Source organism: Ruegeria sp. CDSA246 (assembly GCF_059611225.1).
In genome coordinates this window covers 1-22343 of the sequence record NZ_JBXWPD010000004.1, presented here as the reverse complement: position 1 = coordinate 22343, position 22343 = coordinate 1, and the positions used below count along the sequence as shown (strand labels likewise).

Below are 22343 nucleotides of genomic sequence, written 5' to 3'. Positions count from 1 at the left end.
TTACTCGGCCGCGATTTTGATGACCGGCTCCATGCGGGCCAGAACGTCTTCGGACAGATGGCATTTGACCTGATGTCCGTCCGCCAGGGTTTTCACCGGCGGCACATCTTTCTCGCACAGCCCTCCAGGCACTTCGGATTTCCAGCGACAGCGCGTCTGGAAAGGGCACCCCGGGGGCGGGTTCATGGCCGAGGGGATATCACCATCCAGAACGATATGCGCTTTTTCAACCGACGTATCCGCGATGGGAACAGCACTCAGCAGAGCCTCGGTATAGGGGTGATAGGGCGGCGAGAACACCTGATCGGTGGTCCCCAACTCGACCACATGGCCCAGATACATCACCATCACCCGGTCGCTGAGATAGCGCACAATCGACAGATCATGGCTGATGAACAGCAAGGTGGTCTTGTGTTCGCGCTGAATCTCCATGAGCAGGTCGGTCACCGCCGCCTGAACAGACACATCCAAAGCAGACACAGGTTCGTCCGCGACGACGATCCGCGCATCGCCGGCAAAGGCGCGCGCGATACCGACGCGCTGTTTCTGTCCACCGGACAACTGACGCGGCATCCGCTCGGCAAAGGCGCGTGGTAGCTTCACCAAGTCCAACAATTCCAGCATGCGCTGTTTTCGCTCGGCCTCGGAATTGCCGACGCCAAAGATTTCCAACGCGCGGATGATCTGCCGCCCAACGGTCATCGAGGGGTTCAGAGTGTCAAACGGGTTCTGGAACACCATTTGAACTTCGCCCACGGTCTTGGCATCCCGCTCTTCGATCGGCACATCTTCGATGTTGCGGTTGTCCAGCAGGATTTGCCCATCTGTGGCCGTTTCAAGCCCCATCAAAACCTTTGCGAAGGTGGATTTACCACACCCAGATTCGCCCACAATCGCTAGCGTCTCGGATTCATGAGCCTCAAAGCTCAGTGTTTCGTTGGCTTTGACCACCTTTTTCTCACCGCCCCCGAACAACGCATTGGCGGCTACTTCATAGTATTTTTTGAGGTTGTCCATTTTCAGGACAACACGGCCGATTTCACCTTTTTCCTTCTTGTCCGCCAAAGTGATTGGGGCATTCCAGTCAATCTCTTTGTACTTCAAACAGCGCGTGTGGTGGCGGTCATTGCCGGGTACAGGCTCCATCAGAATGTTCTGCGCGTCGCAACGGCCTTCTTCGAAATAGTCGCAGCGTGGGCCAAAGTTACAGCCTGACGGGCGTTCGTGGGGCAGGGGAAAGTTCCCGGGAATGGCCACCAGTGGGCGGGCGTTCTTGTCTGCCCCCGGCAGCGGGATCGAGCGGAACAGCGCCTGCGTATAGGGGTGCTGCATCTCGTCGAACACATCGTGAATCGAGCCGCGCTCGACTGCCTCACCCGAATACATCACGCAAAGCCGGTCACAGGTTTCCAGAACCAGACCAAGGTTGTGCGAGATGAACAGCATCGAGGTGCCGTATTTCTTGCCCAAATCCCTGACCAGTTCGACTACGGCGGCCTCAACCGTCACATCCAGTGCGGTGGTCGGCTCATCCAGAATCAGCAGCGCCGGTTTCGACATCAGCGCCATCGCGATCACGATACGCTGCTGCTGCCCACCTGAAAGCTGATGGGGGAACGAGTTCAGCATCCGCTCGGGGTCGGGCAGGCGTACGTCCGTTACCACTTCCAATGCACGGGCATAGGCCTCTTCCTTGCCGACTCCCTCGTGGATCATCGGGACTTCCATCAATTGCTTGCCGATCTTCATCGCCGGGTTCAGCGAGGCCATCGGTTCCTGATAGATCATCGCGATCTCATTGCCGCGGATATCGCGCAATTCATCCGCGCTCATCTCGGCCAGATCGCGCCCTTTGAACTTGATCGAACCGCCGACAACCCGCCCGTTCTTGCCGAGGTCCTGCATGACCCCAAGTGCCACAGTGGACTTTCCGCAACCGGATTCTCCGACCAGTCCAACAGCCTCGCCGGGCTGCACGCTGACCGAAAAATCCATCACGGCGGGAATTTCCCGAAGGCGGGTGAAGAAAGAAATCGAAAGTTTGTCGATCTCAAGAATTGGGCCGTCATATTCCGCCAATTTGTTCATCTTGTATCTCCTCGCGAGAGTCCGGGGATCCCCTTCATCTGGCTAAAAATATCCTGGGGTCCGGGGGCAAAGCCCCCGGTCGCTCTCACATCAGTCCTTCAGGCTTTCTTCGCGCAGGCCATCTGCCAGCAGGTTCAGACCAAGAACCAGCGACAGCAAGGCAAAGGCAGGTGGAAGGGCAGGGTGCAGGTAGATCGACAACAGCTTGCGCCCTTCGTTGATCGTGGAACCCCAGTCCGGGCTTTCCGGCGGCAATCCCAATCCGAAGAAACCCAAGGTTCCCAACAGGATCGTGGTATAGCCGATACGCAGACAGAAATCGACGATCAGCGGACCTCGTGCATTGGGCAGGATTTCCCACAGCATGATGTACCACGGGCCTTCGCCACGGGTCTGTGCCGCCGCCACGTAATCCCGCGTTTTGATGTCCAGCGCGAGGCCGCGCACGATGCGGAACACCGTAGGCGAGTTCACGAAGACAACCGAGACGAACACCACAAGAATCCCGCCTGGGATATCGAACAGGTCCAGATAGGTCGGCAGACCCCAAATGCTGTAGTCATCCGTGTTGATGACGTAACCACCGGTCGAAATCAGCGACAGATACAACCACAGCGCGATACCGAGAACCCCGATCAATAGCGGAGTGCGGAAATTCGGGCGGGTATAATACCGCGAGTTTAGCAGAACGCCGATAAACAGTATCGGGAACACGAACAAAACGGCCGCCATATAGTTCGGCACACCTGTCGCCACGATTTCCGGCGTGACCAGCAAGTAGAACAGCAGGATGACCGGGAAAGCCAGGATCAGATTGGCCAGGAACGACAGGAAAGTATCCAGACGTCCGCCATAGTACCCGGCCGGCAGGCCCAGAGTGATCCCGACCATGAAAGCAAACATGGTCGCAAGCGGAGCGATCTGAACTACGATCCACGCACCTTTGACCATTCGGCTAAAGACGTCGCGGGCAAGGTTGTCGCCGCCCAGAAGGTACCAGGCATACTCACCTTCTTCGGGGCTTGGCAGCGGTGTTCCCGGTACTTTGTTCTTCATGCCCGATACTTGAACCAAAGGGTCATGTGTGATGATAAGATCAAGCGCGCCGAAGATGCCGGTGAAGACCCAGAACATCACAAGGCCAAAACCGATCATGCCGATGGGGCTGTCGAACAGTTTGCCGTAAAGGCCGAGGCGACGTTTGAAGGCAATCGACATTGCAAACAGGATGATCAGCGACAACCACACAGGAAGAAACTGCTGCGAGATCGCTCCGATTATCCCGGCACTGGTCCCCATCAGGATGCCAAGGACGATGTAGGCCAAGGCAAGCGCGACACAGGCAGAAAAGCTGTATCTCAGGGCCTTTTGTGTTAGCCCACGTAGCCCGTTGCCGCCGCTTATGGTGCCATCGATATTCAAGCTCAACGGGGATTCGGGCAGTACAATGCTGCCGATGATCCAGACGACGATTGATACAACCAACGCAGCCAGCGCGATCATCAGGATAGGGTTCAGAATGGCGATAGAGCCGGTCCAGCTTAGAGGTTCCATGATCTATCTCCCTTAAGAAATACGGATGCGCGGGTTGAGGTAGACATAGCCGATATCGGAGATCAGCTGCGTCACCAGCACGACAAAGACCGACACGACCGAAATCGCCAGCAAGAGCTGAATGTCGTTGTTGCCTGCAGCCTGTACCAGTGCCCAACCGAAACCTTTGTAGTTGAACAGGGTTTCAACAATCACCACGCCATTCAGCAGCCATGGGAACTGCAGCATGATGACGGTAAAGGGCGCGATCAGCGCGTTTCGCAGCGCGTGCTTCATAACGATGTTGCCAAAGGAAACACCTTTAAGCCGCGCGGTTCGGATGTACTGCGCCGTCATGACCTCGGTCATCGACGCGCGGGTCATCCGGGCGATATAGCCCATCCCGTACAGTGAGATGGTCAGTACCGGCAGGAAGAAGTTCTCGAAGGTTGGGTTGTCCATCGCTGACGTCGCCGTGCCCTTGAACCATTTCAGGCCGACGGTCGACGACGTGAAGATCGCGATGAAGATCACGCCCGACACATATTCCGGCGTCGCCGTGGTAATGATCGAGAATGTGGACAGGGACCGGTCCAATGCTGATCCTTCGCGCATCCCGGCCAACACACCCACCAGCAGCGCAGATGGCACCATCAAAACCAGAACCCAGAACATAAGATAGCCGGTATTGCCGAGACGTATACCAACGATTTTGCCGACATCATCCTTGAAAACGGTTGAGTAACCCCAGTCACCCTGCAATACGCCGCAATATCTGGGAGTCGTTTCCTCGGTCGATCCCGGGCGGGTACAAGTCCCAAGGAACGTACCGTCGTCAAGTGTCTTGGAAAAGCCAGGGAGAACGCCCAGCCATTGACCGTACTTGACGAGAGTGGGTTGCAGATAGCCGCGATTGTCCAGCCAGGTCTCAACCTGTTCGTCGGACATCCGCTGGTTGCCCTGCGTTTTCGCAAGCTTTTCCAGGTTCGGGTAGAGGTTGGTCAGAAAAAAGACCACGAAAGTCAGGCACAATGCAGTAAGAAGCATGACGCCGAACCGTCGGAGGATGAATAGTCCCATGATGGCCCCTGTTGTTCGGGTGTTCCGCAGATCATTGGACCATTGTCTGGCCTCGGACATCCGACCCCGCGTCGGCCTGTCTGCGGCTGGAAAGGGCGCCCTGTTCAGGCGCCCCCATTAACGTCTGGCAGGTATTAGGCCGCCCAGCCCCATTTATAGTGGTGGTGCTCGAATGACACATGCATGTCGGTGCCAACAAGCCCGTCTTTCATGTGGCGGTACAGCGAACGCCAGTATGGCTGAATGGTCACGCCTTCTTCCTGGATCATCGCCTCGCCCTTGGCGACCACTTCACGGCGCTTGTCGGCATCCGCGATGGCCAGTGCTTCGGTCAGAAGCGCGTCAAACTCGGCATTTGCCCAGCCGAATTCGTTCCAGGCTTCACCGGTACGATAGGCCAGAGCCCAGATTTGCACGCCCAGTGGACGGTGGTTCCAGTTGGTCGAGCTGTAGGGGTATTTCGCCCAGTCGTTCCAGAAGGTGTTACCCGGCAGAACGGTCCGCTTGACCTTGATACCCGCGTCACGCAGCTGCGCTGCAACCGCGTCGGTGGTGTTCCGGCGCCAGTCGTCATCGATCGAGATCAGCTCGTGCTCGAAATCGATCATTCCGGCTTCTTCCATCAGCGCACGTGCGCCTTCCGGGTCCACTTTCTGCGGTGGCAGTTCGTAGTAGTCCGGGTGGATCGGACCAACATGGTGGTTTTCCGCAGGCGAACCGCGGCCGCCATAGCCCAGTTCCAGACAGATCGAGTTATCAACCGCCATTTGCAGAGCCTGGCGCACACGCTTGTCTTCGTAAGGTTTCTTGCCGTCGATCTCGGCCAGTTGGTTCGGGCGGATGACGATTGTGTTCATGGTCACAACTTCGGACTTCACATAGCCGAGGCTGTCCATCACGTCGATGAATTCACCAACCGATTCATACAACATGTCGACTTCGTCGGATTCCAGAGCGGCCAGCCATGCGGACGGGTCGGTGCCGTAGTCAATGTAGACGATGCTGTCCAGCGCCGGGCGACCAAAGATCTCTTCGCCCCACCAGGTGTGGTTCTCGTTGCGAACGAGGGTGGCTTTCACGCCGACTTCCAATTCCTGCACCAGATAGGCGCCGGTGCCCACATTGTTGAGCAGATCGGTTTCGCTGAACGAGCTGTGTACGATAGCTGCCGGATAGTCCGCCATGCCTGCGATCAACGAGATATCAGAGGCCGGCAGGTTCAGTTTGACGGTGTTGGCATCGACAACTTCGATTGCGCCTTCAATGGCCTGACCGGATTCTGGATCGATTAGTGTCGCAAAGCGACCGGCCATCGAGTTGGTTTCCGAGCTCTTGTCGCACCAGCGGCCGATATTGCGGGCCACATCATCTGCGGTGAAGTCGTCACCGTTGTTCCATTTGACGCCCGGGCGGACTTTCAGTGTGTAAACTGTTGCGTCGTCGTTGACTTCCCAGCCCTCCAGCAACATGCCGCGGAACGTACCGTCCGAGTTGTACTCAACCAGATACTCGAGCGTGCCGCGGGTGACGTTTGCGATCTGCGACCAGTCATAGGTGCGCGGGTCCTTCAGGGCGCGCACTTCCTGCTGAACGCGCAGGGTGCCGCCTTCTTTCTTTGCGTCTTCACCGGCCGCACGTGCCGGGGCGGCCAGTCCGATCATGCCATAGGCTGCGGCCGCGGTGACCCCAAGACCGGTGGTGCGGGTCAAAAACTCGCGCCGGTTCAGTTTGCCGTCCCGATATTCCTGTGCGTGCATTTCTGCCGCCCAGTGCATCGGTGCTCCGGTCATTGTGTGATTATTCATTAACGTTACTCCCTGTGAGACAGTATTTTTTGGATGAAGTGTCGAACCGCTCAGGCCGGAATGCTCCGGCCGGCAGGTTCATTGGTCTTCTGATCTCGGATTTCGGACATCCCCATGACCGACATTCGGCACCAGAATTTGGGTGAGGTCAATGTTCGAAATCGTCATTCGAGGTACAAAAACGACATTGACGGGCTGAGTTTATCGCTATCAGCATTTTCAGCCCCAGGGGAATCCCTTGGCAGGTTCAGTTTCGCGGCAGTGGATTCGCCGCGAATTCCTTGAACCTGTGTTCGCGATCAGTGCGACTTCAACCGCATCAGGTATCACTTTGATAAGTCAACCTGATTCCAACTTTTCATGCGGGCGCGAAACCAGGTGCGCTGTCGTTTGGCGAATTGGCGGGTCGAAATCGTGGCGCGTTCGCGGGCTTCATCCAACGTCATGGTGCCGTCGATATAGGCCATCAACTCGGGTACTCCGATGGCTTTGAATGCCGGAAGCGACGGATCATAGCGGTCCCGCATCCTTTCAACCTCGGTCAATGCACCAGTGTCCAACATCAGGTCAAAGCGGCGCGTGATGCGGTCCAAAAGCCATTGTTTATCCACGTCGAAAACGATGGGCACTGTCTCCTTCACGTCCAAAACCGGGGGTGGTGTGGAGTCTTGCCAGTCACTGAGGTTTCGACCGGTGGCATTGTACACTTCCCATGCCCGCTGAACACGGGCGCGGTTTTGGGTGTCGATCCGGGCCAGAGTCTGCGTATCCACACCCGCGATAAGAGTCTGCAAGGTCAGGCTGTCCGCCTCGGCCCGGATTTCGGACGGTGTAGGTGGAATATCGGCCATACCTTCGGTCAGCGCAGAAAAATACAGGCCGGTGCCCCCAACAATGATGGGGCGTGCGCCGCCGGTCAGCAGTGGTTTCACTTCGCGCAGCCAATGGCCGGTGGAGTAGTCTTGGTCATATGAGATATGTCCATACAGAAGATGCGGCGCGCGGGCTTCCTCTTCAGCAGACGGGCGGGCGGAAATCACGCGCCAGCAATCGTAGACCTGGCTGGCATCGGCATTCACGATAACGCCGCCGAACTGCTCGGCGATCAACAAGGCAAGGGCGGACTTTCCAGATGCAGTGGGGCCTGCAATCAACACAGGTTTCCCATCAGGAATGGGGGGCAGGTGGTCCAATATCTGCGATCTCGCGGGTTCGGTCATCTCGGACTGCCTCATTCCTTACCAATCGCATTGAACCTGCGACCGTTTTGCTTCATTTTGCGCCTGAAAATAAACCCGTGCCAGCCCGGAGCGCAACATGACCATTTCCCCGACCACCGACACCGCCGAAACCACAAAGGCAAGGTATGATCGCGTAATGCTGAAAATCTCGGGCGAGGCGCTTATGGGCGATCAGGGGTTCGGCCTGCATCCGCCCACAGTTCAGCGCATCGCGCAAGAGATCAAATCGGTGCACGATCTGGGCGTCGAGATCTGCATGGTGATTGGCGGCGGGAATATCTTCCGCGGTCTCAGCGGATCGGCACAGGGGATGGAACGGACTACGGCTGATTACATGGGCATGCTGGCAACGGTCATGAACGCGCTGGGGATGCAGTCCGCGCTGGAAGAAATCGGCGTTTTCACCCGGGTAATCTCAGCCATCCGCATGGACGAGGTGTGCGAGCCCTACATTCGCCGCCGTGCCGTGCGCCACCTTGAGAAAAAGCGGGTCTGCATCTTTGCCGCTGGAACCGGAAACCCGTATTTTACCACCGACACTGCCGCGACCCTGCGCGCCAATGAAATGGCATGTCAGGCGATCTTCATGGGTAAGAACGGCGTCGATGGTGTTTATGATAAGGACCCCAAGGAACACGCGGATGCCGTGCGGTACGACACCGTCAGCTATGATGATGTTCTGGCCAAACGCCTGCGGGTCATGGACGCGTCGGCCATTGCACTGGCGCGCGACAACAATCTGCCGTTGATTGTCTTCGGGCTGGACGAACCGGGCGGGTTCCGGGGCATTTTGGCCGGTGAGGGGACCTACACCAAAGTTCAGGGCTAAACCGCTTTACATTTTGCTTAAAAGCCGGGTTTGGATGCCCGGCTTTTTTGTGCGCGTTTAGCAAACCTGAACGCTTGACGAACCATGTCAGTCCTTGCAATTTGACCGCGTTCCCGCGCCGGACCGGTAGCGGGGGCTGTCTGCGCCTATCGCGCGGACTGGGCTGGAAGACCTGCCATGATTTCTGAGGGTTTCGAAATCATGCTCGGACACCTCTTGAATGAACGCGCATGATTAAGGAGAGACGTGCCATGAGCACTCTGGATATCAATTTTGTCCGGTCACAGTTTCCGGCCTTTTCCGAGCCCAGCCTGCAAGGGCAGGCATTCTTCGAAAACGCTGGTGGGTCATACACTTGCAAGCCAGTGCTCGATCGCCTGATGCGGTACTACACACAGCGCAAAGTTCAACCCTATGCCCCCTATGAGGCCAGCCGTCTGGCGGGTGAGGAAATGGACGCAGCCCGCGCACGCATGGCGGCCATTTTGGGTGTTGAGACGGATGAGCTGAGCTTTGGCCCTTCGACCACGCAGAACACCTATGTCCTGGCGCAGGCATTTCGCCAATGGATGCAACCGGGCGAGGCCATTGTTGTCACCAATCAGGATCATGAGGCAAATTCAGGTCCGTGGCGGCGGCTAGCGGACGAGGGGATCGAAATCCGCGAATGGCAGATTGATCCCGAAACCGGGTCGTTGAATCCGATGGATCTGGAAAACCTGCTGGACGAAAACGTGCGTCTGGTGTGCTTTCCCCATTGCTCGAACGTGATCGGAGAGATCAACCCGGTGACTGAGATCACTGCGATTGCTCATGCCGCGGGGGCGTTTGTGTGCGTGGACGGGGTGTCCTACGCGCCACACGGGTTTCCGAATGTGGGTGATCTGGGGCCGGACATCTATCTGTTTTCGGCCTACAAAACATACGGACCGCATCAGGGATGTATGGTCATCCGGCGTACGCTAGGGGAAATGTTGCCGAACCAAGGGCACTACTTCAACGGCGACGTGCTGTACCAACGGTTTACTCCGGCGGGACCGGACCATGCCCAGATCGCGGCCAGCGCGGGGATGTCGGACTATATTGATCTGCTGTGCGACCATCATGCTGGGCCAACCAGCGAAGCGGCTGAGCGTGGTTCATTCGCCCATGATCTGATGCGCTCGCACGAGGTCGCATTGCTGCAACCGGTTCTGGATGCGGTCAAAGACCGCAATGCCGTTCGCCTGATCGGAACATCCGATGCCAGCCGCCGCGCGCCGACTGTGTCCCTGGCGTTGAACCGCAATGCAGAAGCCGTTGCCGCCGATCTGGCTGGATATGGCGTCATGGCTGGTGGCGGAGATTTCTATGCCGTGCGTCCGTTAACCGCGATGGGGGTCGATCTGGATCAAGGCGTGCTGCGGGTCAGTTTCACGCACTATACGTCTCAACAGGAAATTGATCAGCTTTTGAATGCACTAGACGACGTTTTGTGATCCAATTCCGCTTCTGCTTCGTAACGGAACAAAGAAGAAAAGAGCAGGGCGGACATGGAACAGCAGCGGTCACCGATTATCATGTGGTTCCGACGGGATTTGCGCCTGTCGGACCATCCTGCACTGAGCGCCGCGGTTGAGAGCGGGCGAACAATCATACCAGTTTTTATTTTGGATCACTCGGTCCAGGCTTTGGGCGCAGCACCGAAATGGCGGCTTGAATTGGGCCTTAAGGCTTATGCACGGACGCTAGAGCTGTCTGGCAGCCGCCTGATCTTGCGTCAAGGGGATGCGCTGACCGTTCTGCGGCAGCTTGTCGTCGAAACCGGTGCAAGCAGCGTTTACTGGACCCGCGCATATGACCCTGACGCTATTGCCAGAGATACGAAGATCAAGACAGCGCTGACCGACCAGAATGTCACCGTTAAATCCTTCGCCGGCCATCTTTTGTTCGAGCCTTGGACCGTGGCGACGAAAACAGGGCAGCCGTTCCGCGTGTTCACGCCGATGTGGCGTTCAGTGCGCAGCCGCGACGTTCCGATGCCCAGCGATGCTGTGGCCCATCTCAGATCGCCTGCGACGTGGCCTGTTTCCGAAAATCTCCAAGATTGGCATCTGGGCACGCAGATGCGCCGCGGAGCATCCGTGGTCACACCTCATGTCCGACCGGGTGAAACCGCAGCTTTTGAGGCGTTGCATCAATTTCTGGACCGCATCGCCGCCTATTCAGACCACCGGGATCGTATGGACTTGGACGGAACATCTAACCTGTCCGAGTATCTGTCGTTAGGTGAAATAGGCCCACGCAGTGTCTGGCACGCAATTCAGCGGGCCGGGATGACGGGAGTTCAGGGGGGCGAACCCTATTTGCGCCAATTGGTCTGGCGCGAATTTGCTTATCACCTGATGTATCATACTCCATCCTTGGTCAGCGGAAATTGGAAGCCGGAGTGGGATAGATTTCCCTGGAACACTGATGCGGACCAGCCCGAAGTTCTCGCCTGGAAGCAGGCGAAAACTGGCATCCCAGTAGTCGATGCCGGGTTACGGCAGATGTATGTGACCGGGCGAATGCACAATCGGGCACGGATGATCGTAGCGAGTTACCTGACCAAGCATCTGATGACCCATTGGAGAATTGGCATGGATTGGTTCGCGGATTGTCTGGTCGACTGGGACCCGGCGGCAAACGCGATGGGCTGGCAATGGGTTGCGGGGTCGGGGCCCGATGCCTCGCCATTCTTTCGCATCTTCAATCCGCAAACACAGCAGGAAAAGTTCGATCCGCAATCGGACTTCGTTCGGCAATGGATTGCCGAGGGGCAGAGCAATCCACCGGCAACAGCACTGGCGTATTTTGATGCGGTTCCGAAGTCATGGAACCTCAGTCCACAGGACCCATACCCGCAACCCGTTGTCACTTTGGCAGCCGGTCGGGCGCGTGCATTGGCGGCCTATGAGGGCCGAAAAAACCAGTAACGAATTGAAAACTTGCCACAAACACAAACTCGGCCTAGCCTGTTTGCGCGGCCGCACAGGGGAGAGCGGATGACTTTGATGACCACCGAGGGGCAGAAAGACCTGCCCAGATACTTTGCGCAAGTATTCAAAATGGTTAGCCGGATGCAGTCTGGCCGATTGGACATCGGACTGCCGGATGGTCGTGTCTTCCGAACCGAGGGCACCAAACCCGGGCCGGTTGCGCGTGTGGATATCCACAATCCAGACGTTTTCGCCCGCCTGGTCCGTGAGGGTGAACTTGGTTTTTCCGACGCATATCTGGAAGGTGACTGGAGTACGCCGGACCTGCGATCCTTTATGGACTTGGTGCATGTGGGCAATGAAACGGTCTATGATGATTTCACCGGCAAAGTCCTCGTGCTGATGTATGAGCGGCTACGATTCTGGTTGCACCGCAATAACCGGACACAGGCCAAAAAGAACATCTCGTACCATTATGATCTGGGCAATGATTTCTATGGATTGTGGCTTGACGACACGATGACCTATTCCAGCGCTCTGTTCGAAACAGGGCAGGAAAGTCTGGAAAAGGCGCAGACCGCAAAATATGCCAGTCTGGTTGATGAAATGGGCGCAAAACCCGGAGATCATATTCTTGAGATTGGCTGCGGCTGGGGCGGCTTTGCTGAATACGCTGCGAAAGAGCGTGGCCTGCGGGTCACAGGTCTGACGATCAGTCAAGAGCAGTTGAAGTTTGCGAGGCAGCGTATTGAAAATGCTGGTCTTTCAGATTTGGTAGAATTCAAATTGCAGGATTACCGGGATGAACGTGGCCAGTATGACGGAATCGCATCGATCGAGATGTTCGAAGCAGTAGGTCAAAAGTACTGGCCAGTGTATTTCGACACTGTGCGTGAGCGGTTAAAACCCGGGGCGCAAGCGACGTTGCAAATTATCACCGTCGCGGATCATAGATGGGATGTATATCGAAACGGTATTGATTTCATTCAGAAATATATTTTCCCGGGCGGCATGCTTCCGGCGCCGTCCGTATTGAAGGAACAAGTTGCTCACGCGGGTTTGAAGGTCGTCAATTCGAAAGAATTTGGCAAAAGCTATGATCTGACCCTGCGCCGCTGGTATGACACGTTCAACGACAAGTGGGACGAAATCTCGGAAATGGGCTTTGATGAGCGTTTTCGCCGCATGTGGAATTATTATTTGACCGCCTGCGGAGCAGCCTTTGACACCGGCAATTGCGATGTGACACAGATCACTATAGCGAAACCGAGTTAAGGAACGGACTTCAGAAATGCCCACTGCCTCAAAGCTTGTTGCCGGTTTATGCCTTTTGATCGTGGCGTTCTTGGTTTCGAGTATGGTCATCGAAAACGGTGATGAAGGTAAAAACTACGGTATGTTTACTTACGTAAACATGGCTTTGGGCGTGATCTGCGGTTGGTGGATCATGGGAAAGCGTGCCGGCCGGGGCTGGACTGCCGCAATCAACAACGGCTTGACCGGAATGGCAGCGCTGGTGTTCTGGGGCCTTTTTGTTCAGGGTGTCAACGAAATGCTCCGCCTGGCAATGCGCCATCGGTATGACGGCCCGTTTGAGGCGCTGATCTCTATCTTTAAAATCGGCGTTGAATATGGTCAGCAACTTGTGGTGCCCGAAATCTTGTGGACTTTGGTCATTGGGGCTTTGGTCACTGGGCTGGTCACCGAGGAAGCAGCCCGCCGGTGGCGGTGAGCTAACAACTTAAAGTACGAAAGAACCCAACAGTGTCAGATCTGTTCTTTTATGGCACGCTGCGGCACTTGCCATTGCTGGAGCTTGTCTTGGGACGTCCAGCGTCCAAACTTGAATTTGCCCAAGCCACTCTGAAAGATCATGCAGTCCATAGCGTGCAGGATCAGGCCTTTCCCATGATTGTTCCTGAGGAAGGCAGTCTGGCCAAAGGGTTATTGCTCCAGGGATTGAGTGAGGAAGATCAGAACCGTTTGGTCTTCTACGAGGGTGGCTTTGACTACGACCTGCGGGCGCAGACAGTTGATCTGGCCGACGGATCAAACGCGCAAGCCCTTGTGTTCTATCCGGAGCCGGGGCTTTGGAATCGCGGCAGCCTTTGGTCCCTGCAGGGTTGGTTGGATGAGTGGGGCGCGATGACAATGCTCGCCGCGCAAGAGGTTATGGCGTATTACGGCAAGGTCGATGCGGGACAGATTGCGCGCAGCTTTCCGTCGATCCGGACGCGTGCATGGGCGAAGCTGGCTGCGCGTCAACGTACGACAGGCGATGCACGAGACACCGCCAATGACGTCATCGTGCACGACCGTAAACCGGCATATGTCAATTACTTCGGGATGGAAGAAGTCGCGTTGCAGCATCGCCAGTACGATGGCTCGATGGGCAAAGTGCTGAACCGCAGCAGCCTGATGCAGGGCAGCGCCGTGATCGTCCTGCCATATGATCCCGTGCGGGACACGGTGCTGTTGGTCGAACAATTCAGGGCACCGATCTTTCTGGCTGAGGATCCTGAACCCTGGATGTGGGAGCCAGTTGCTGGAATGATCGACCCAGGCGAAACGCCGGAACAGGCGGCCCTGCGCGAGGCCGAAGAAGAAGCCCAGATTGCGTTGAACAGGTTGGAATATGCGGGCGGCGCGTATTCCTCCAGCGGGTCATCGACCGAATATCTAAACCTTTATGTCGGGCTGGCTGATCTGACCAAGACTATCGAAGATGGTGGGTTGGCAACGGAGGGTGAGGATATCCGAACCCAGATTCTGCCTTTCAGTGAATTCATGGACAGGATTGACAGTCATGGGTTCAAGGATTTGCCGCTTTTGGCGGTGGCCCATTGGCTTGCACGTCACCGTGAGCGCCTGCGCGGATGATTTTCGCCGCTTGTGGTCGTCGCGCACCACAGGTAAATCTGCGTTGATCCGAAATGAAATGAGGGCGCCATGCGCATTGCACGAGACCTTGCCGACGCAGTCGGAAAAACCCCGCTGATCCGCCTGCGTCGCATCAGCGAAGAGACCGGGTGCGAGATTCTCGGCAAGGCCGAATTCATGAACCCCGGCCAGTCGGTCAAGGATCGTGCGGCGCTTTACATCATCCGCGATGCCATTGCGCGTGGCGACCTGAAACCAGGCGGCACCATTGTCGAAGGTACGGCGGGTAACACCGGGATCGGTTTGGCGCTTGTTGGTGCGTCGATGGGGTTCAAGACCGTCATTGTCATCCCGGAAACGCAGTCCGAAGAAAAAAAGGACATGCTGCGACTAGCTGGGGCTCAGCTGGTTCAGGTTCCGGCCGCACCGTATCGCAACCCCAACAATTTCGTACACTATTCCCGTCGTCTGGCCGAAGAACTGGCGCAGACCGAGCCCAATGGCGCGATCTGGGCCAACCAGTTCGACAATGTGGCGAACCGTCAGGCGCATGTGGAAACGACCGGTCCCGAAATCTGGGAACAGACCGATGGCAAAGTTGACGGGTTCGTCTGTGCCGTGGGGTCGGGCGGTACATTGGCGGGCGTGGCCGATGCGTTGCAGCCCAAAGGCGTCAAGATCGGTCTGGTCGATCCGATGGGGGCTGGGCTGTATTCGTATTACACCACCGGCGAAATCGCGATGGAGGGCGGCTCGATCGCCGAAGGCATCGGTCAGGTGCGTATCACCAAGAACCTTGAGGGGTTCAAACCTGACTTTGCTTATCAGATGACGGACAACGAGGCGCTGCCTTACATCTTTGATCTGCTGCGCGATGAAGGCCTGGTCATGGGCGGTTCAACCGCCATTAACATGGCTGGTGCGGTACGTCTGGCCAAAGATCTGGGTCCGGGCCACACCGTCGTGACCATCCTGTGTGACTATGGCACCCGCTATCAGTCCAAGCTGTTCAACCCGGACTTCCTGCGTGAAAAGGAATTGCCTGTCCCGGACTGGATGACCGAAGCTCCGCGCAGCATCCCCGGCGTTTTTGAGGACGTGTGATGCTGCGGCAGGTTCGCCTGTTTCTGACCCTTGTCGCAGTATGTATTGCGATGCTGTGCGGCCCCGCTGCCGCGCAGCTTACAGATCGTCAAAGCGAATATTATCAGGGCTGGGTCAAAACGGCGGACCGTGCCGAGACGGTGATCGAGGCCGATCGCGCGTCGAACGCGTCGCTCGAAAACCTGCGCGCCGAGATCAACGAATACCGGGACGATTTCAACCGGGCACGCGGTGCAAACACCGAACGTATCCAGACGCTTGAAAATCAGATCAAGGCTCTTGGTGCAGCGCCCGAAGGCGACGCGATCGAACCGGAAGACATTGCCACACTACGAAAGCACCTAGACGAGCAGCTGAACAGTTTGCGCGTCCCGCAGATCATCTCGGAAGAGGCATTCAGCCGGGCCAATGGCCTTATATCCGAGATAGACAAACTATTGCGGGACCGTCAGGCGAAAGAACTTTTAGAGCGCGGACCGTCGCCCCTGAACCCCACCCATTGGCGGCCTGCTTGGGTTGATGTGAACGAAGCTGCGCAAGCGTTGTTCAACGAAGCGCTGCGGAACCTGAGAACTGACGTCGTTCATGAACGTTTGCGTTCCCGTGGCCTGGGTATTCTGGCGTTGGTTTTCGTCGCCGGCGTGCTGTTGTTTTACGGCAAGCGGTGGTCGGAAGCCGCTGGTGCGCGTTTGCGAGCCCTGGGGGGGCAGGGAAGTGGCGTATGGACGTTCCTGACCTCGTTGCTGCGCATTATCCTCCCTTGGTTCGGTGTCTGGCTTCTGGTTCAGGCGGTCGTGATGACAGGCGTTCTGGGGCTGCGCGGAACGTTGTTGATGGAGAACGTGCCGTATTGGGCGGCGATCATCCTGTTTTATGACTGGATTGGTCGACAGGTTTATGTGCTGCAAGCGGCGCAGGGGTTCAGAAAACTGTCCCGCCAGAAAGTCACTGAGTTACGCGTCTACCTCGACCTTCTTGCGGGGCTCATGATCCTGCATGAACTGGTGAACCTGTTCGATCAGATCGAAAATATTTCGGATGCGACGCGCGCTGTCGTCGTCTTTCCGGTCATCGTCGCAACAGCTTTGATTCTACTGCGCGTCCGTCGCGTCCGCAGTGTTGATGTCCCGGTCGATGCAGATGAGCCGTCTGCAACGGCCCGCGCTGCTGGGTTCAGCCAACTGGTCGAGTTCATTCGACGCGCTTTGTTCTTCCTGGGGATCGCCAGCCCGATATTGGCAATGCTGGGGTATACGAATGCGGCTGAGGCAATCGTTTTCCCCGCTGTGCGTTCGTTGGTTCTGATTGCCGCGCTGGTCATAGTTCAGCGCTTCCTGACGTCTGTTTACGGATGGCTCGGCGGGCATGGCGAAAAGGCCAAGGATTCGCTGTTTTCGGTTCTCATCGGCTTTGCAATGGCCATTCTGGCCATGCCAGTCCTCGCGCTTTATTGGGGCGCGCGTAAAACCGACCTGCTAGAGGTCTGGTCGCGCCTGCTGCAGGGGTTCGATATCGGCGGCGTAACGATCGCGCCCAGCAACTTCTTTACCTTCCTTGTCATTTTTGCCGTCGGTTATGGCCTTACCCGGATGCTGCAAAGCGGGCTGCGCAATTCGCTGCTGCCAAAGACCAGTATTGATCCCGGCGGACAAAACGCGATTGTTTCGGGCACCGGGTATGTCGGTATTTTCCTGGCCGCGCTGGTTGCGATAACGATTGCCGGTTTCAACCTGTCATCGCTGGCTATTGTTGCCGGTGCGTTGTCAGTCGGGATCGGCTTTGGTCTGCAGACCATCGTGTCGAATTTTGTGTCGGGCATTATCCTTTTGGTCGAACGCCCAATCTCGAAAGGGGATTGGATCGACGTGAATGGGATGATGGGGTACGTCCGTGATATTTCCGTCCGGTCCACGCGGATCGAGACGTTTGACCGCACGGATGTGATCGTTCCGAACTCGGACCTGATCAGCGGCGTTGTCACGAACTATACACGCGGCAATACGATCGGGCGGGTGATTGTACCGGTCGGCGTCGCCTATGGTACTGATACCCGAATGGTGGAGAAGATTCTGGGCGAAATCGCGAATTCACACCCGATGGTTCTGGCGAATCCAGCGCCCAGTGTGGTGTTCCAGGGGTTTGGCGCAGATTCGCTGGACTTTGAAATCCGGGCCATCCTGCGCGATGTGAACTGGGTGCTTTCAGTCAAATCCGACATGAACCACGAGATCAACCAGCGCTTTGTCGAAGAGGGGATCGAAATCCCGTTTGCACAGCGCGATCTCTGGTTGCGTAACCCCGAGGTGTTGCAGGGCAGCGAAGCCCAACCCAGCAAGAACACCGACGAAATACCGTCCGCAGAGCCATCCACAAATCCCGTCGAGATGACCGAGGGCGATTTGGCTGATGGTGACGGCGACGAGATTTAAACGCCTTTGCAAGGCTTTCGATTTCAGGTGAAATTTCACCTCAATGGGGCCTTGCAAATCCCTCGGCGATAGTTCAAATAACGCCGGCACGGAGAGGTGGCCGAGTGGTCGAAGGCGCACGCCTGGAAAGTGTGTAGGCGGGAGACCGTCTCCAGGGTTCGAATCCCTGTCTCTCCGCCACTCATACCTGTCTCACTTGAATTGTTTTTTCTGATCCTGAATTGTGCCGCAATTCCCGCGAGTTGGCGCATGCGCTTTCAATCAGAGACGGAGCAGGCCGTACACTCAGAGCGCAATTCAGGCCTCAGTCTCAGTGGCGCATTTTGGCGGGGTCGCTTTGGGCTGGGTTTCCCTGATAACCTGCGATTTACAGGGAATTTTCGTGAGATGGCTTCGATTTCAGACATTATGCATGTCAAAATTGTATTTTTTCAGAGGTTTATGTTGCAAATTCCCTAAAAGGTGGAACAGGGAATTTTCTTGAGCGAACAGGGAATTATTCCGACGGATCAGGGAGGGCGAACCCTGTATCAGGGAGGCCGGTTCTTGAGGTGTCAAAAGTCGAACAGACATTCCTGTTCGGCCCAATCAAGTGGGTGGGTCACGCTGACCAGGCGCTTGAGTGTGAGTTCGGGCGGCTGGGTGCCGTCGAGAATCGCGGCCTGAATCTTCGGTGAGAGAAAGGCGAGCTGAGCACGGGTACGGATGAAAGCGCCGGGAACGCTTTCCCGGCGCGCGATTTCCATCAGTTGAACTCCTGCTTTCAGATCACGGGCCCAGCCATGGGCGCGGATCAGCATGGAACGGAGGTGGGGGTCGGGTTGGGGTACCGTGTCTCCGGCGATGACCTTGACCTCGACACCGCGGCGGCGCAGATCGAAGGATGCGGTGACGTGGGCGAGATCCGGGTGCAGATGGTCCGCGGCGATGCCAAGTGCGCTTGCCAGGGTTTTGCGGTTCAATTCGAGGTCGATCTGGCCTCGTGCAATTCTGCCGCTGGCCAGAATATCAGCGCCGAACTGACCGCCTTGGCCTTGAAGCCGGGTCACTAAATCCGCAACTGAAGTCTGCACCGCCTCGGCTGATCTGGCTTCCGGCAGCGCCAGAACTCGATGCGTGATTGCAGCGTCTTGCAATTGTCTGACGATGACATCAATGACAGCGTTTTCCAGCGCCGGGCCGGGCAGTCGCCAGCCGGAGATATCCTTGCCGCCCGAGATCAACCGATTGGAGATATAGTAGCGCAATCGTCGGCCTTTGCGCGTGGTGTGGGTTGGCGTCAACCTGTCACCAGTTTCGTCCTGCATCAAACCGGTGAGCCAGGCGCCGGGGTCATTGGAGCGTTGGCGCGCATCGGAGCCGCCGCGTACCCGGGAGCGGTTCGATGCCTGTCGCATTTTCTCCTGTACCCGGTCCCAGACGCCCTGGTCGATGATCGCCGGGTGTTGTCCGTCCCAAGTCTTATCCTTGTGGCGGATTTTTCCGAGGTAAACCGGGTTGCGCAGCAGGTAATAGATCTGGCCGCGTGACAGCGGACAATCCCCCTTCACGCTGCCATCTGTCCGAATAACCCGTTTTGACCGCAGCCCTTCTGCCGTTGCTTCTTCTTCTACTTTGCGCAGGCACCCCAACTCGTCATAGAGACCGAAGAGATGCCGGACCGTTCTGGCCTCCTCCTCATTCACCACCAGCGTTCTTGCTTTTGGATCGGGGTGGCGATCATAGCCAAGGGGCAGATTGCCGCCCATCCAAAGCCCCTTTTTCTTTGACGCCGCGATTTTGTCACGGATGCGTTCAGCAGTGACCTCGCGTTCGAATTGGGCAAAGGACAGAAGCACGTTCAGAGTAAGACGACCCATGGAGGAAGAGGTGTTGAAGGCCTGCGTGACGGACACAAACGAACAATCCGCCTGTTCCAGCCGTTCGACCAGCTTCGAGAAGTCGGCGAGCGATCGGGTCAGCCGGTCGATCTTGTAGACCACCACCATGTCGATACGCCCGGCATCGATCTCTTCAAGCAAGTGTTGAAGGGCAGGGCGTTCGAGTGTGCCGCCCGACAGGCCACCGTCATCGTAGCGGTCTGACAAAAGGGTCCAGCCTTCATGTCGCTGGCTGGCGACATAGGCCGCGCAGGCCTCGTACTGGGCATCGAGTGAATTGAAGTCTTGGTCCAGCCCATCTTCCGATGACTTGCGCGTGTAGATCGCGCATCGGGTTTTGCGGCGCGGCCTCATTTTGCCGCCTTTCCGGTGAGCCCGAAGAAGCGCGGCCCCGACCAATGCGCGCCGGTAATCTCCCGAGCGATGGCCGAGAGTGAGCGATAAGACCGACCGCTCCAGACAAAACCATCCTTGGTGACATCGACCACATGGGTCACGCCGTTCCACTCGCGCAGCAGGCGCCCGCCGGGTTTAAGGGCAGGGCATTTAGGCCGGGGTTTCTTATCAGAGCCCTTTTCCAGCGTGGCTTTGACCTGGCGGGGTAGCCCGCCATGACGGCGGGACTGCATCTCAAAGGCGATAAAACGGCGCAGGAAGGGTTGGCTGAGCATGGCGGGTGCGGGTTGATCAAACAGTTGCTGCCAAATCGTAACCAGATCCAATCGACCCATGGCGGCGAGATCGGCGACATCGCTCGTCTTCGTCATGACTCTTTTCCTGTTCCCACCGTCAGGTGATACGTGGATGGTCCATTTGGTTTGTCGGATGCCCGCCTTTCAATTGTGACGCCTTTTTTCCGCAGACCGCTTAGAGCCGCTCGGACCGAATGAGGCTGCCACCCCGTTGCTTTGCAGAGCGCCTCAAGGCTGGTGCCGCTCGGGCGACGCAACAAAGCTTGCAACTTGTCAATTTTGCTTTGTTTGGATTTGGACATGTATTGTCTCCTCTGATCTGGGGCTGGCGAAATGCCGAACCCCGGTACCGAGGAGCGCCCGAATGGCTCGGGCTTGGATCCAGTGATGCGTGGTTCACAGCAACAGTCCAGCTCTTTCTGCAGCGATTACTGGAGGGGTGTGTTTTGCAGGGCGCTGCTTCCGTACCCCCGATTATTCGTCAACAATCTTAATTGGTTACGACTTAGTTACTTTTGGTTTTGGGGGTTGCAATTGAAAAAGCCCGTGCATAGATTCTATCCAGCCCTGCAAGGGACAAGGTCCCACGGGGAGGTGAATACATCTCCCAGGCAGCATTCGGCCCCGCATTTTTTGAAGCGGATAAGACCGAGAGCATTCGAAGGGGCAACGAACCGGATCGATTGGTCCGGAGAGTTGCTTTCGTGCTCTCTCCGAATTCCCAACACGATCCTTTCTTGTCGACGCTAACGAGCGTCAAACGAAAGGAGGCGGCTATGTCTGCCAAAAAAACACAGAGCGACGCCAAGGCGTCCAACACGCCGATCTGGATGGCGGACAAAGTCGTCCAATCTCAGATCAGCCAGATCAAGCCATACGCCAACAACAACCGCGTGCATGCAGCCAAGAACATCGACAAGCTTATGGCGTCGGTGGCCCAGTTTGGCTTTGTCACCCCGATCCTGTTGGATGGTTCGGGCACAATCATCGCGGGTCATGGCCGCTATGAGGCCGCCAAGGCTCTGGGGTTGACGTCCGTGCCGACAGTTGTCGCGGATCACTTGTCAGAAGCAGAAGTGCGCGTTCTGCGCATTGCGGATAACAAGCTGGCGGAATTGTCCGACTGGAACGAAGCGGCCCTCCAGATTGAGTTTGCCGAGTTGATGGATCTCAGCCTTGATGGTGAACTGGACTTCAGCCTCGATATCACTGGGTTTGAGACGCCGGAGATCGACATCATCATCGACGGCGCGGGCGAGGCCACGGAGACGGAAGCGGAGACTGTAGAGGCCCCGGACCCTGCGGCACCCGTAATCACTCAGCCGGGCGATCTTTGGGTTCTTGGAGATCATCGCATCTTCTGCGGGGATGCCCTGCAAGCCCAGAGCTACGACACTTTGCTGAAGGGCGAGAGCCCGCAGATGGTCTTCACCGATCCTCCATACAACGTACCGGTCAATGGGCATGTCCGCTGTGGCATCAGTGGCGAACATCGCGAGTTCGCCATGGCGTCGGGTGAAATGTCTAACAGTGAGTTCCGCGTCTTTCTTTCAGGCGTGGTCACCCGGCTGTTTGACTGCTTGCCGGACGGAAGCATTGCGATGATCTGCATGGACTGGCGTCACATTGAAGAACTGATTGCGGCCGGCAAGGCAGGCGGCTTGGATCTCATCAATCTTTGCGTCTGGAATAAGACCAACGGAGGGATGGGCAGCCTTTATCGTTCCAAACACGAGCTGGTCGCAATCTTTAAGAAGCCCGGTGCGCCGCATATCAACAATGTCGAACTGGGCAAACACGGGCGCAATCGAGCCAATGTTTG

General features: G+C 56.9%; 17 protein-coding genes and 1 tRNA gene. 10 read left to right on the top strand and 8 right to left on the bottom strand.

Annotated elements, in window-relative coordinates; genetic code table 11:
- The 5 genes from AC2FI9_RS06010 to miaA form a co-directional block, all read right to left on the bottom strand.
- Window positions 1–2088, bottom strand: coding sequence for a dipeptide ABC transporter ATP-binding protein (locus AC2FI9_RS06010; protein WP_496766567.1), 2088 nt, complete (start codon window positions 2086–2088; stop codon window positions 1–3).
- A gap of 90 nt (window positions 2089–2178) precedes the next feature.
- A complete protein-coding gene (locus tag AC2FI9_RS06005; protein WP_496766565.1) occupies window positions 2179–3642 on the bottom strand; it encodes an ABC transporter permease in 1464 nt (487 codons plus the stop codon).
- A 12-nt stretch (window positions 3643–3654) separates the two neighbouring features.
- Complete coding sequence (locus tag AC2FI9_RS06000) at window positions 3655–4701, bottom strand: ABC transporter permease (RefSeq protein ID WP_496704324.1); 1047 nt, start codon at window positions 4699–4701, stop codon at window positions 3655–3657.
- 134 nt (window positions 4702–4835) lie between these two features.
- Window positions 4836–6506 carry an ABC transporter substrate-binding protein gene (locus AC2FI9_RS05995; RefSeq protein ID WP_496766562.1) on the bottom strand — a complete coding sequence of 557 codons (1671 nt, stop codon included), beginning with the start codon at window positions 6504–6506 and terminating at the stop codon, window positions 4836–4838.
- Between the two features lie 326 nt (window positions 6507–6832).
- Window positions 6833–7726, bottom strand: a complete 894-nt coding sequence (gene miaA, locus AC2FI9_RS05990) for a tRNA (adenosine(37)-N6)-dimethylallyltransferase MiaA (RefSeq protein ID WP_496766561.1) — start codon at window positions 7724–7726, stop codon at window positions 6833–6835.
- Window positions 7727–7823: 97 nt separating this feature from the next.
- On the opposite strand from miaA, the gene pyrH reads away from it, so the two are divergent.
- The 9 genes from pyrH to AC2FI9_RS05945 all read left to right on the top strand — a co-directional run bounded on the left by pyrH (window position 7824) and on the right by AC2FI9_RS05945 (window position 18129).
- Window positions 7824–8576 (top strand): UMP kinase, encoded by a 753-nt coding sequence (gene pyrH / locus AC2FI9_RS05985; protein ID WP_058273777.1) that lies wholly within the window; start codon window positions 7824–7826, stop codon window positions 8574–8576.
- 251 nt (window positions 8577–8827) lie between these two features.
- Window positions 8828–10054: an aminotransferase class V-fold PLP-dependent enzyme gene (locus AC2FI9_RS05980; RefSeq protein ID WP_496766560.1), complete on the top strand. Its 1227-nt coding sequence runs from the start codon at window positions 8828–8830 to the stop codon at window positions 10052–10054.
- Window positions 10055–10108: 54 nt separating this feature from the next.
- Window positions 10109–11533: a cryptochrome/photolyase family protein gene (locus AC2FI9_RS05975; protein WP_496766559.1), complete on the top strand. Its 1425-nt coding sequence runs from the start codon at window positions 10109–10111 to the stop codon at window positions 11531–11533.
- A gap of 69 nt (window positions 11534–11602) precedes the next feature.
- The gene (locus tag AC2FI9_RS05970) at window positions 11603–12811 is read left to right on the top strand and encodes a class I SAM-dependent methyltransferase (RefSeq protein WP_496766558.1); all 1209 of its coding nucleotides are present in this window, start codon (window positions 11603–11605) and stop codon (window positions 12809–12811) included.
- A 16-nt stretch (window positions 12812–12827) separates the two neighbouring features.
- The gene (locus AC2FI9_RS05965; RefSeq protein ID WP_496722483.1) at window positions 12828–13268 is read left to right on the top strand and encodes a TrgA family protein; all 441 of its coding nucleotides are present in this window, start codon (window positions 12828–12830) and stop codon (window positions 13266–13268) included.
- A gap of 32 nt (window positions 13269–13300) precedes the next feature.
- A complete protein-coding gene (locus AC2FI9_RS05960; protein ID WP_496766556.1) occupies window positions 13301–14416 on the top strand; it encodes an NUDIX domain-containing protein in 1116 nt (371 codons plus the stop codon).
- Window positions 14417–14485: 69 nt separating this feature from the next.
- A complete protein-coding gene (locus AC2FI9_RS05955; RefSeq protein WP_496766554.1) occupies window positions 14486–15520 on the top strand; it encodes a cysteine synthase A in 1035 nt (344 codons plus the stop codon).
- Window positions 15520–17949: a DUF3772 domain-containing protein gene (locus tag AC2FI9_RS05950; RefSeq protein WP_496766552.1), complete on the top strand. Its 2430-nt coding sequence runs from the start codon at window positions 15520–15522 to the stop codon at window positions 17947–17949. Before AC2FI9_RS05955 ends, AC2FI9_RS05950 begins: the two co-directional genes overlap by 1 nt.
- Before the next feature lie 90 nt (window positions 17950–18039).
- Window positions 18040–18129: transfer RNA gene (locus AC2FI9_RS05945), tRNA-Ser, on the top strand.
- Window positions 18130–18503: 374 nt separating this feature from the next.
- Here the strand turns inward: AC2FI9_RS05945 and AC2FI9_RS05940 are convergent.
- From AC2FI9_RS05940 to AC2FI9_RS05930, 3 genes are read right to left on the bottom strand one after another with little or no spacing between them, the layout of a single operon-like run.
- Window positions 18504–20228, bottom strand: coding sequence for a recombinase family protein (locus tag AC2FI9_RS05940; RefSeq protein WP_496710016.1), 1725 nt, complete (start codon window positions 20226–20228; stop codon window positions 18504–18506).
- Entirely contained in the window at window positions 20180–20596 is a 417-nt protein-coding gene (locus AC2FI9_RS05935) for a DUF2924 domain-containing protein (RefSeq protein ID WP_271950132.1), read from the bottom strand. The genes AC2FI9_RS05940 and AC2FI9_RS05935 overlap by 49 nt, the downstream gene beginning before the upstream one ends.
- Window positions 20593–20823 (bottom strand): DUF3489 domain-containing protein, encoded by a 231-nt coding sequence (locus AC2FI9_RS05930; RefSeq protein ID WP_496677439.1) that lies wholly within the window; start codon window positions 20821–20823, stop codon window positions 20593–20595. The genes AC2FI9_RS05935 and AC2FI9_RS05930 overlap by 4 nt, the downstream gene beginning before the upstream one ends.
- Before the next feature lie 474 nt (window positions 20824–21297).
- Here AC2FI9_RS05930 and AC2FI9_RS05925 point away from each other — a divergent pair.
- On the top strand, window positions 21298–22343 hold a 1046-nt coding region (locus AC2FI9_RS05925; protein ID WP_496766546.1), incomplete at its 3' end, for a ParB N-terminal domain-containing protein.

Excerpts from the sequence above, each read along its gene's own strand:
- AC2FI9_RS05980 (WP_496766560.1), top strand. The coding sequence starts at position 8,828 with ATGAGCACTCTGGATATCAATTTTGTCCGGTCACAGTTTCCGGCCTTT.
- pyrH (WP_058273777.1), top strand. The coding sequence starts at position 7,824 with ATGACCATTTCCCCGACCACCGACACCGCCGAAACCACAAAGGCAAGG.
- AC2FI9_RS05975 (WP_496766559.1), top strand. The coding sequence starts at position 10,109 with ATGGAACAGCAGCGGTCACCGATTATCATGTGGTTCCGACGGGATTTG.
- miaA (WP_496766561.1), bottom strand. The coding sequence starts at position 7,726 with ATGACCGAACCCGCGAGATCGCAGATATTGGACCACCTGCCCCCCATT.
- AC2FI9_RS05950 (WP_496766552.1), top strand. The coding sequence starts at position 15,520 with ATGCTGCGGCAGGTTCGCCTGTTTCTGACCCTTGTCGCAGTATGTATT.
- AC2FI9_RS06005 (WP_496766565.1), bottom strand. The coding sequence starts at position 3,642 with ATGGAACCTCTAAGCTGGACCGGCTCTATCGCCATTCTGAACCCTATC.
- AC2FI9_RS06010 (WP_496766567.1), bottom strand. The coding sequence starts at position 2,088 with ATGAACAAATTGGCGGAATATGACGGCCCAATTCTTGAGATCGACAAA.
- AC2FI9_RS05935 (WP_271950132.1), bottom strand. The coding sequence starts at position 20,596 with ATGACGAAGACGAGCGATGTCGCCGATCTCGCCGCCATGGGTCGATTG.
- AC2FI9_RS05930 (WP_496677439.1), bottom strand. The coding sequence starts at position 20,823 with ATGTCCAAATCCAAACAAAGCAAAATTGACAAGTTGCAAGCTTTGTTG.
- AC2FI9_RS06000 (WP_496704324.1), bottom strand. The coding sequence starts at position 4,701 with ATGGGACTATTCATCCTCCGACGGTTCGGCGTCATGCTTCTTACTGCA.
- AC2FI9_RS05995 (WP_496766562.1), bottom strand. The coding sequence starts at position 6,506 with ATGAATAATCACACAATGACCGGAGCACCGATGCACTGGGCGGCAGAA.
- AC2FI9_RS05970 (WP_496766558.1), top strand. The coding sequence starts at position 11,603 with ATGACTTTGATGACCACCGAGGGGCAGAAAGACCTGCCCAGATACTTT.
- AC2FI9_RS05965 (WP_496722483.1), top strand. The coding sequence starts at position 12,828 with ATGCCCACTGCCTCAAAGCTTGTTGCCGGTTTATGCCTTTTGATCGTG.
- AC2FI9_RS05955 (WP_496766554.1), top strand. The coding sequence starts at position 14,486 with ATGCGCATTGCACGAGACCTTGCCGACGCAGTCGGAAAAACCCCGCTG.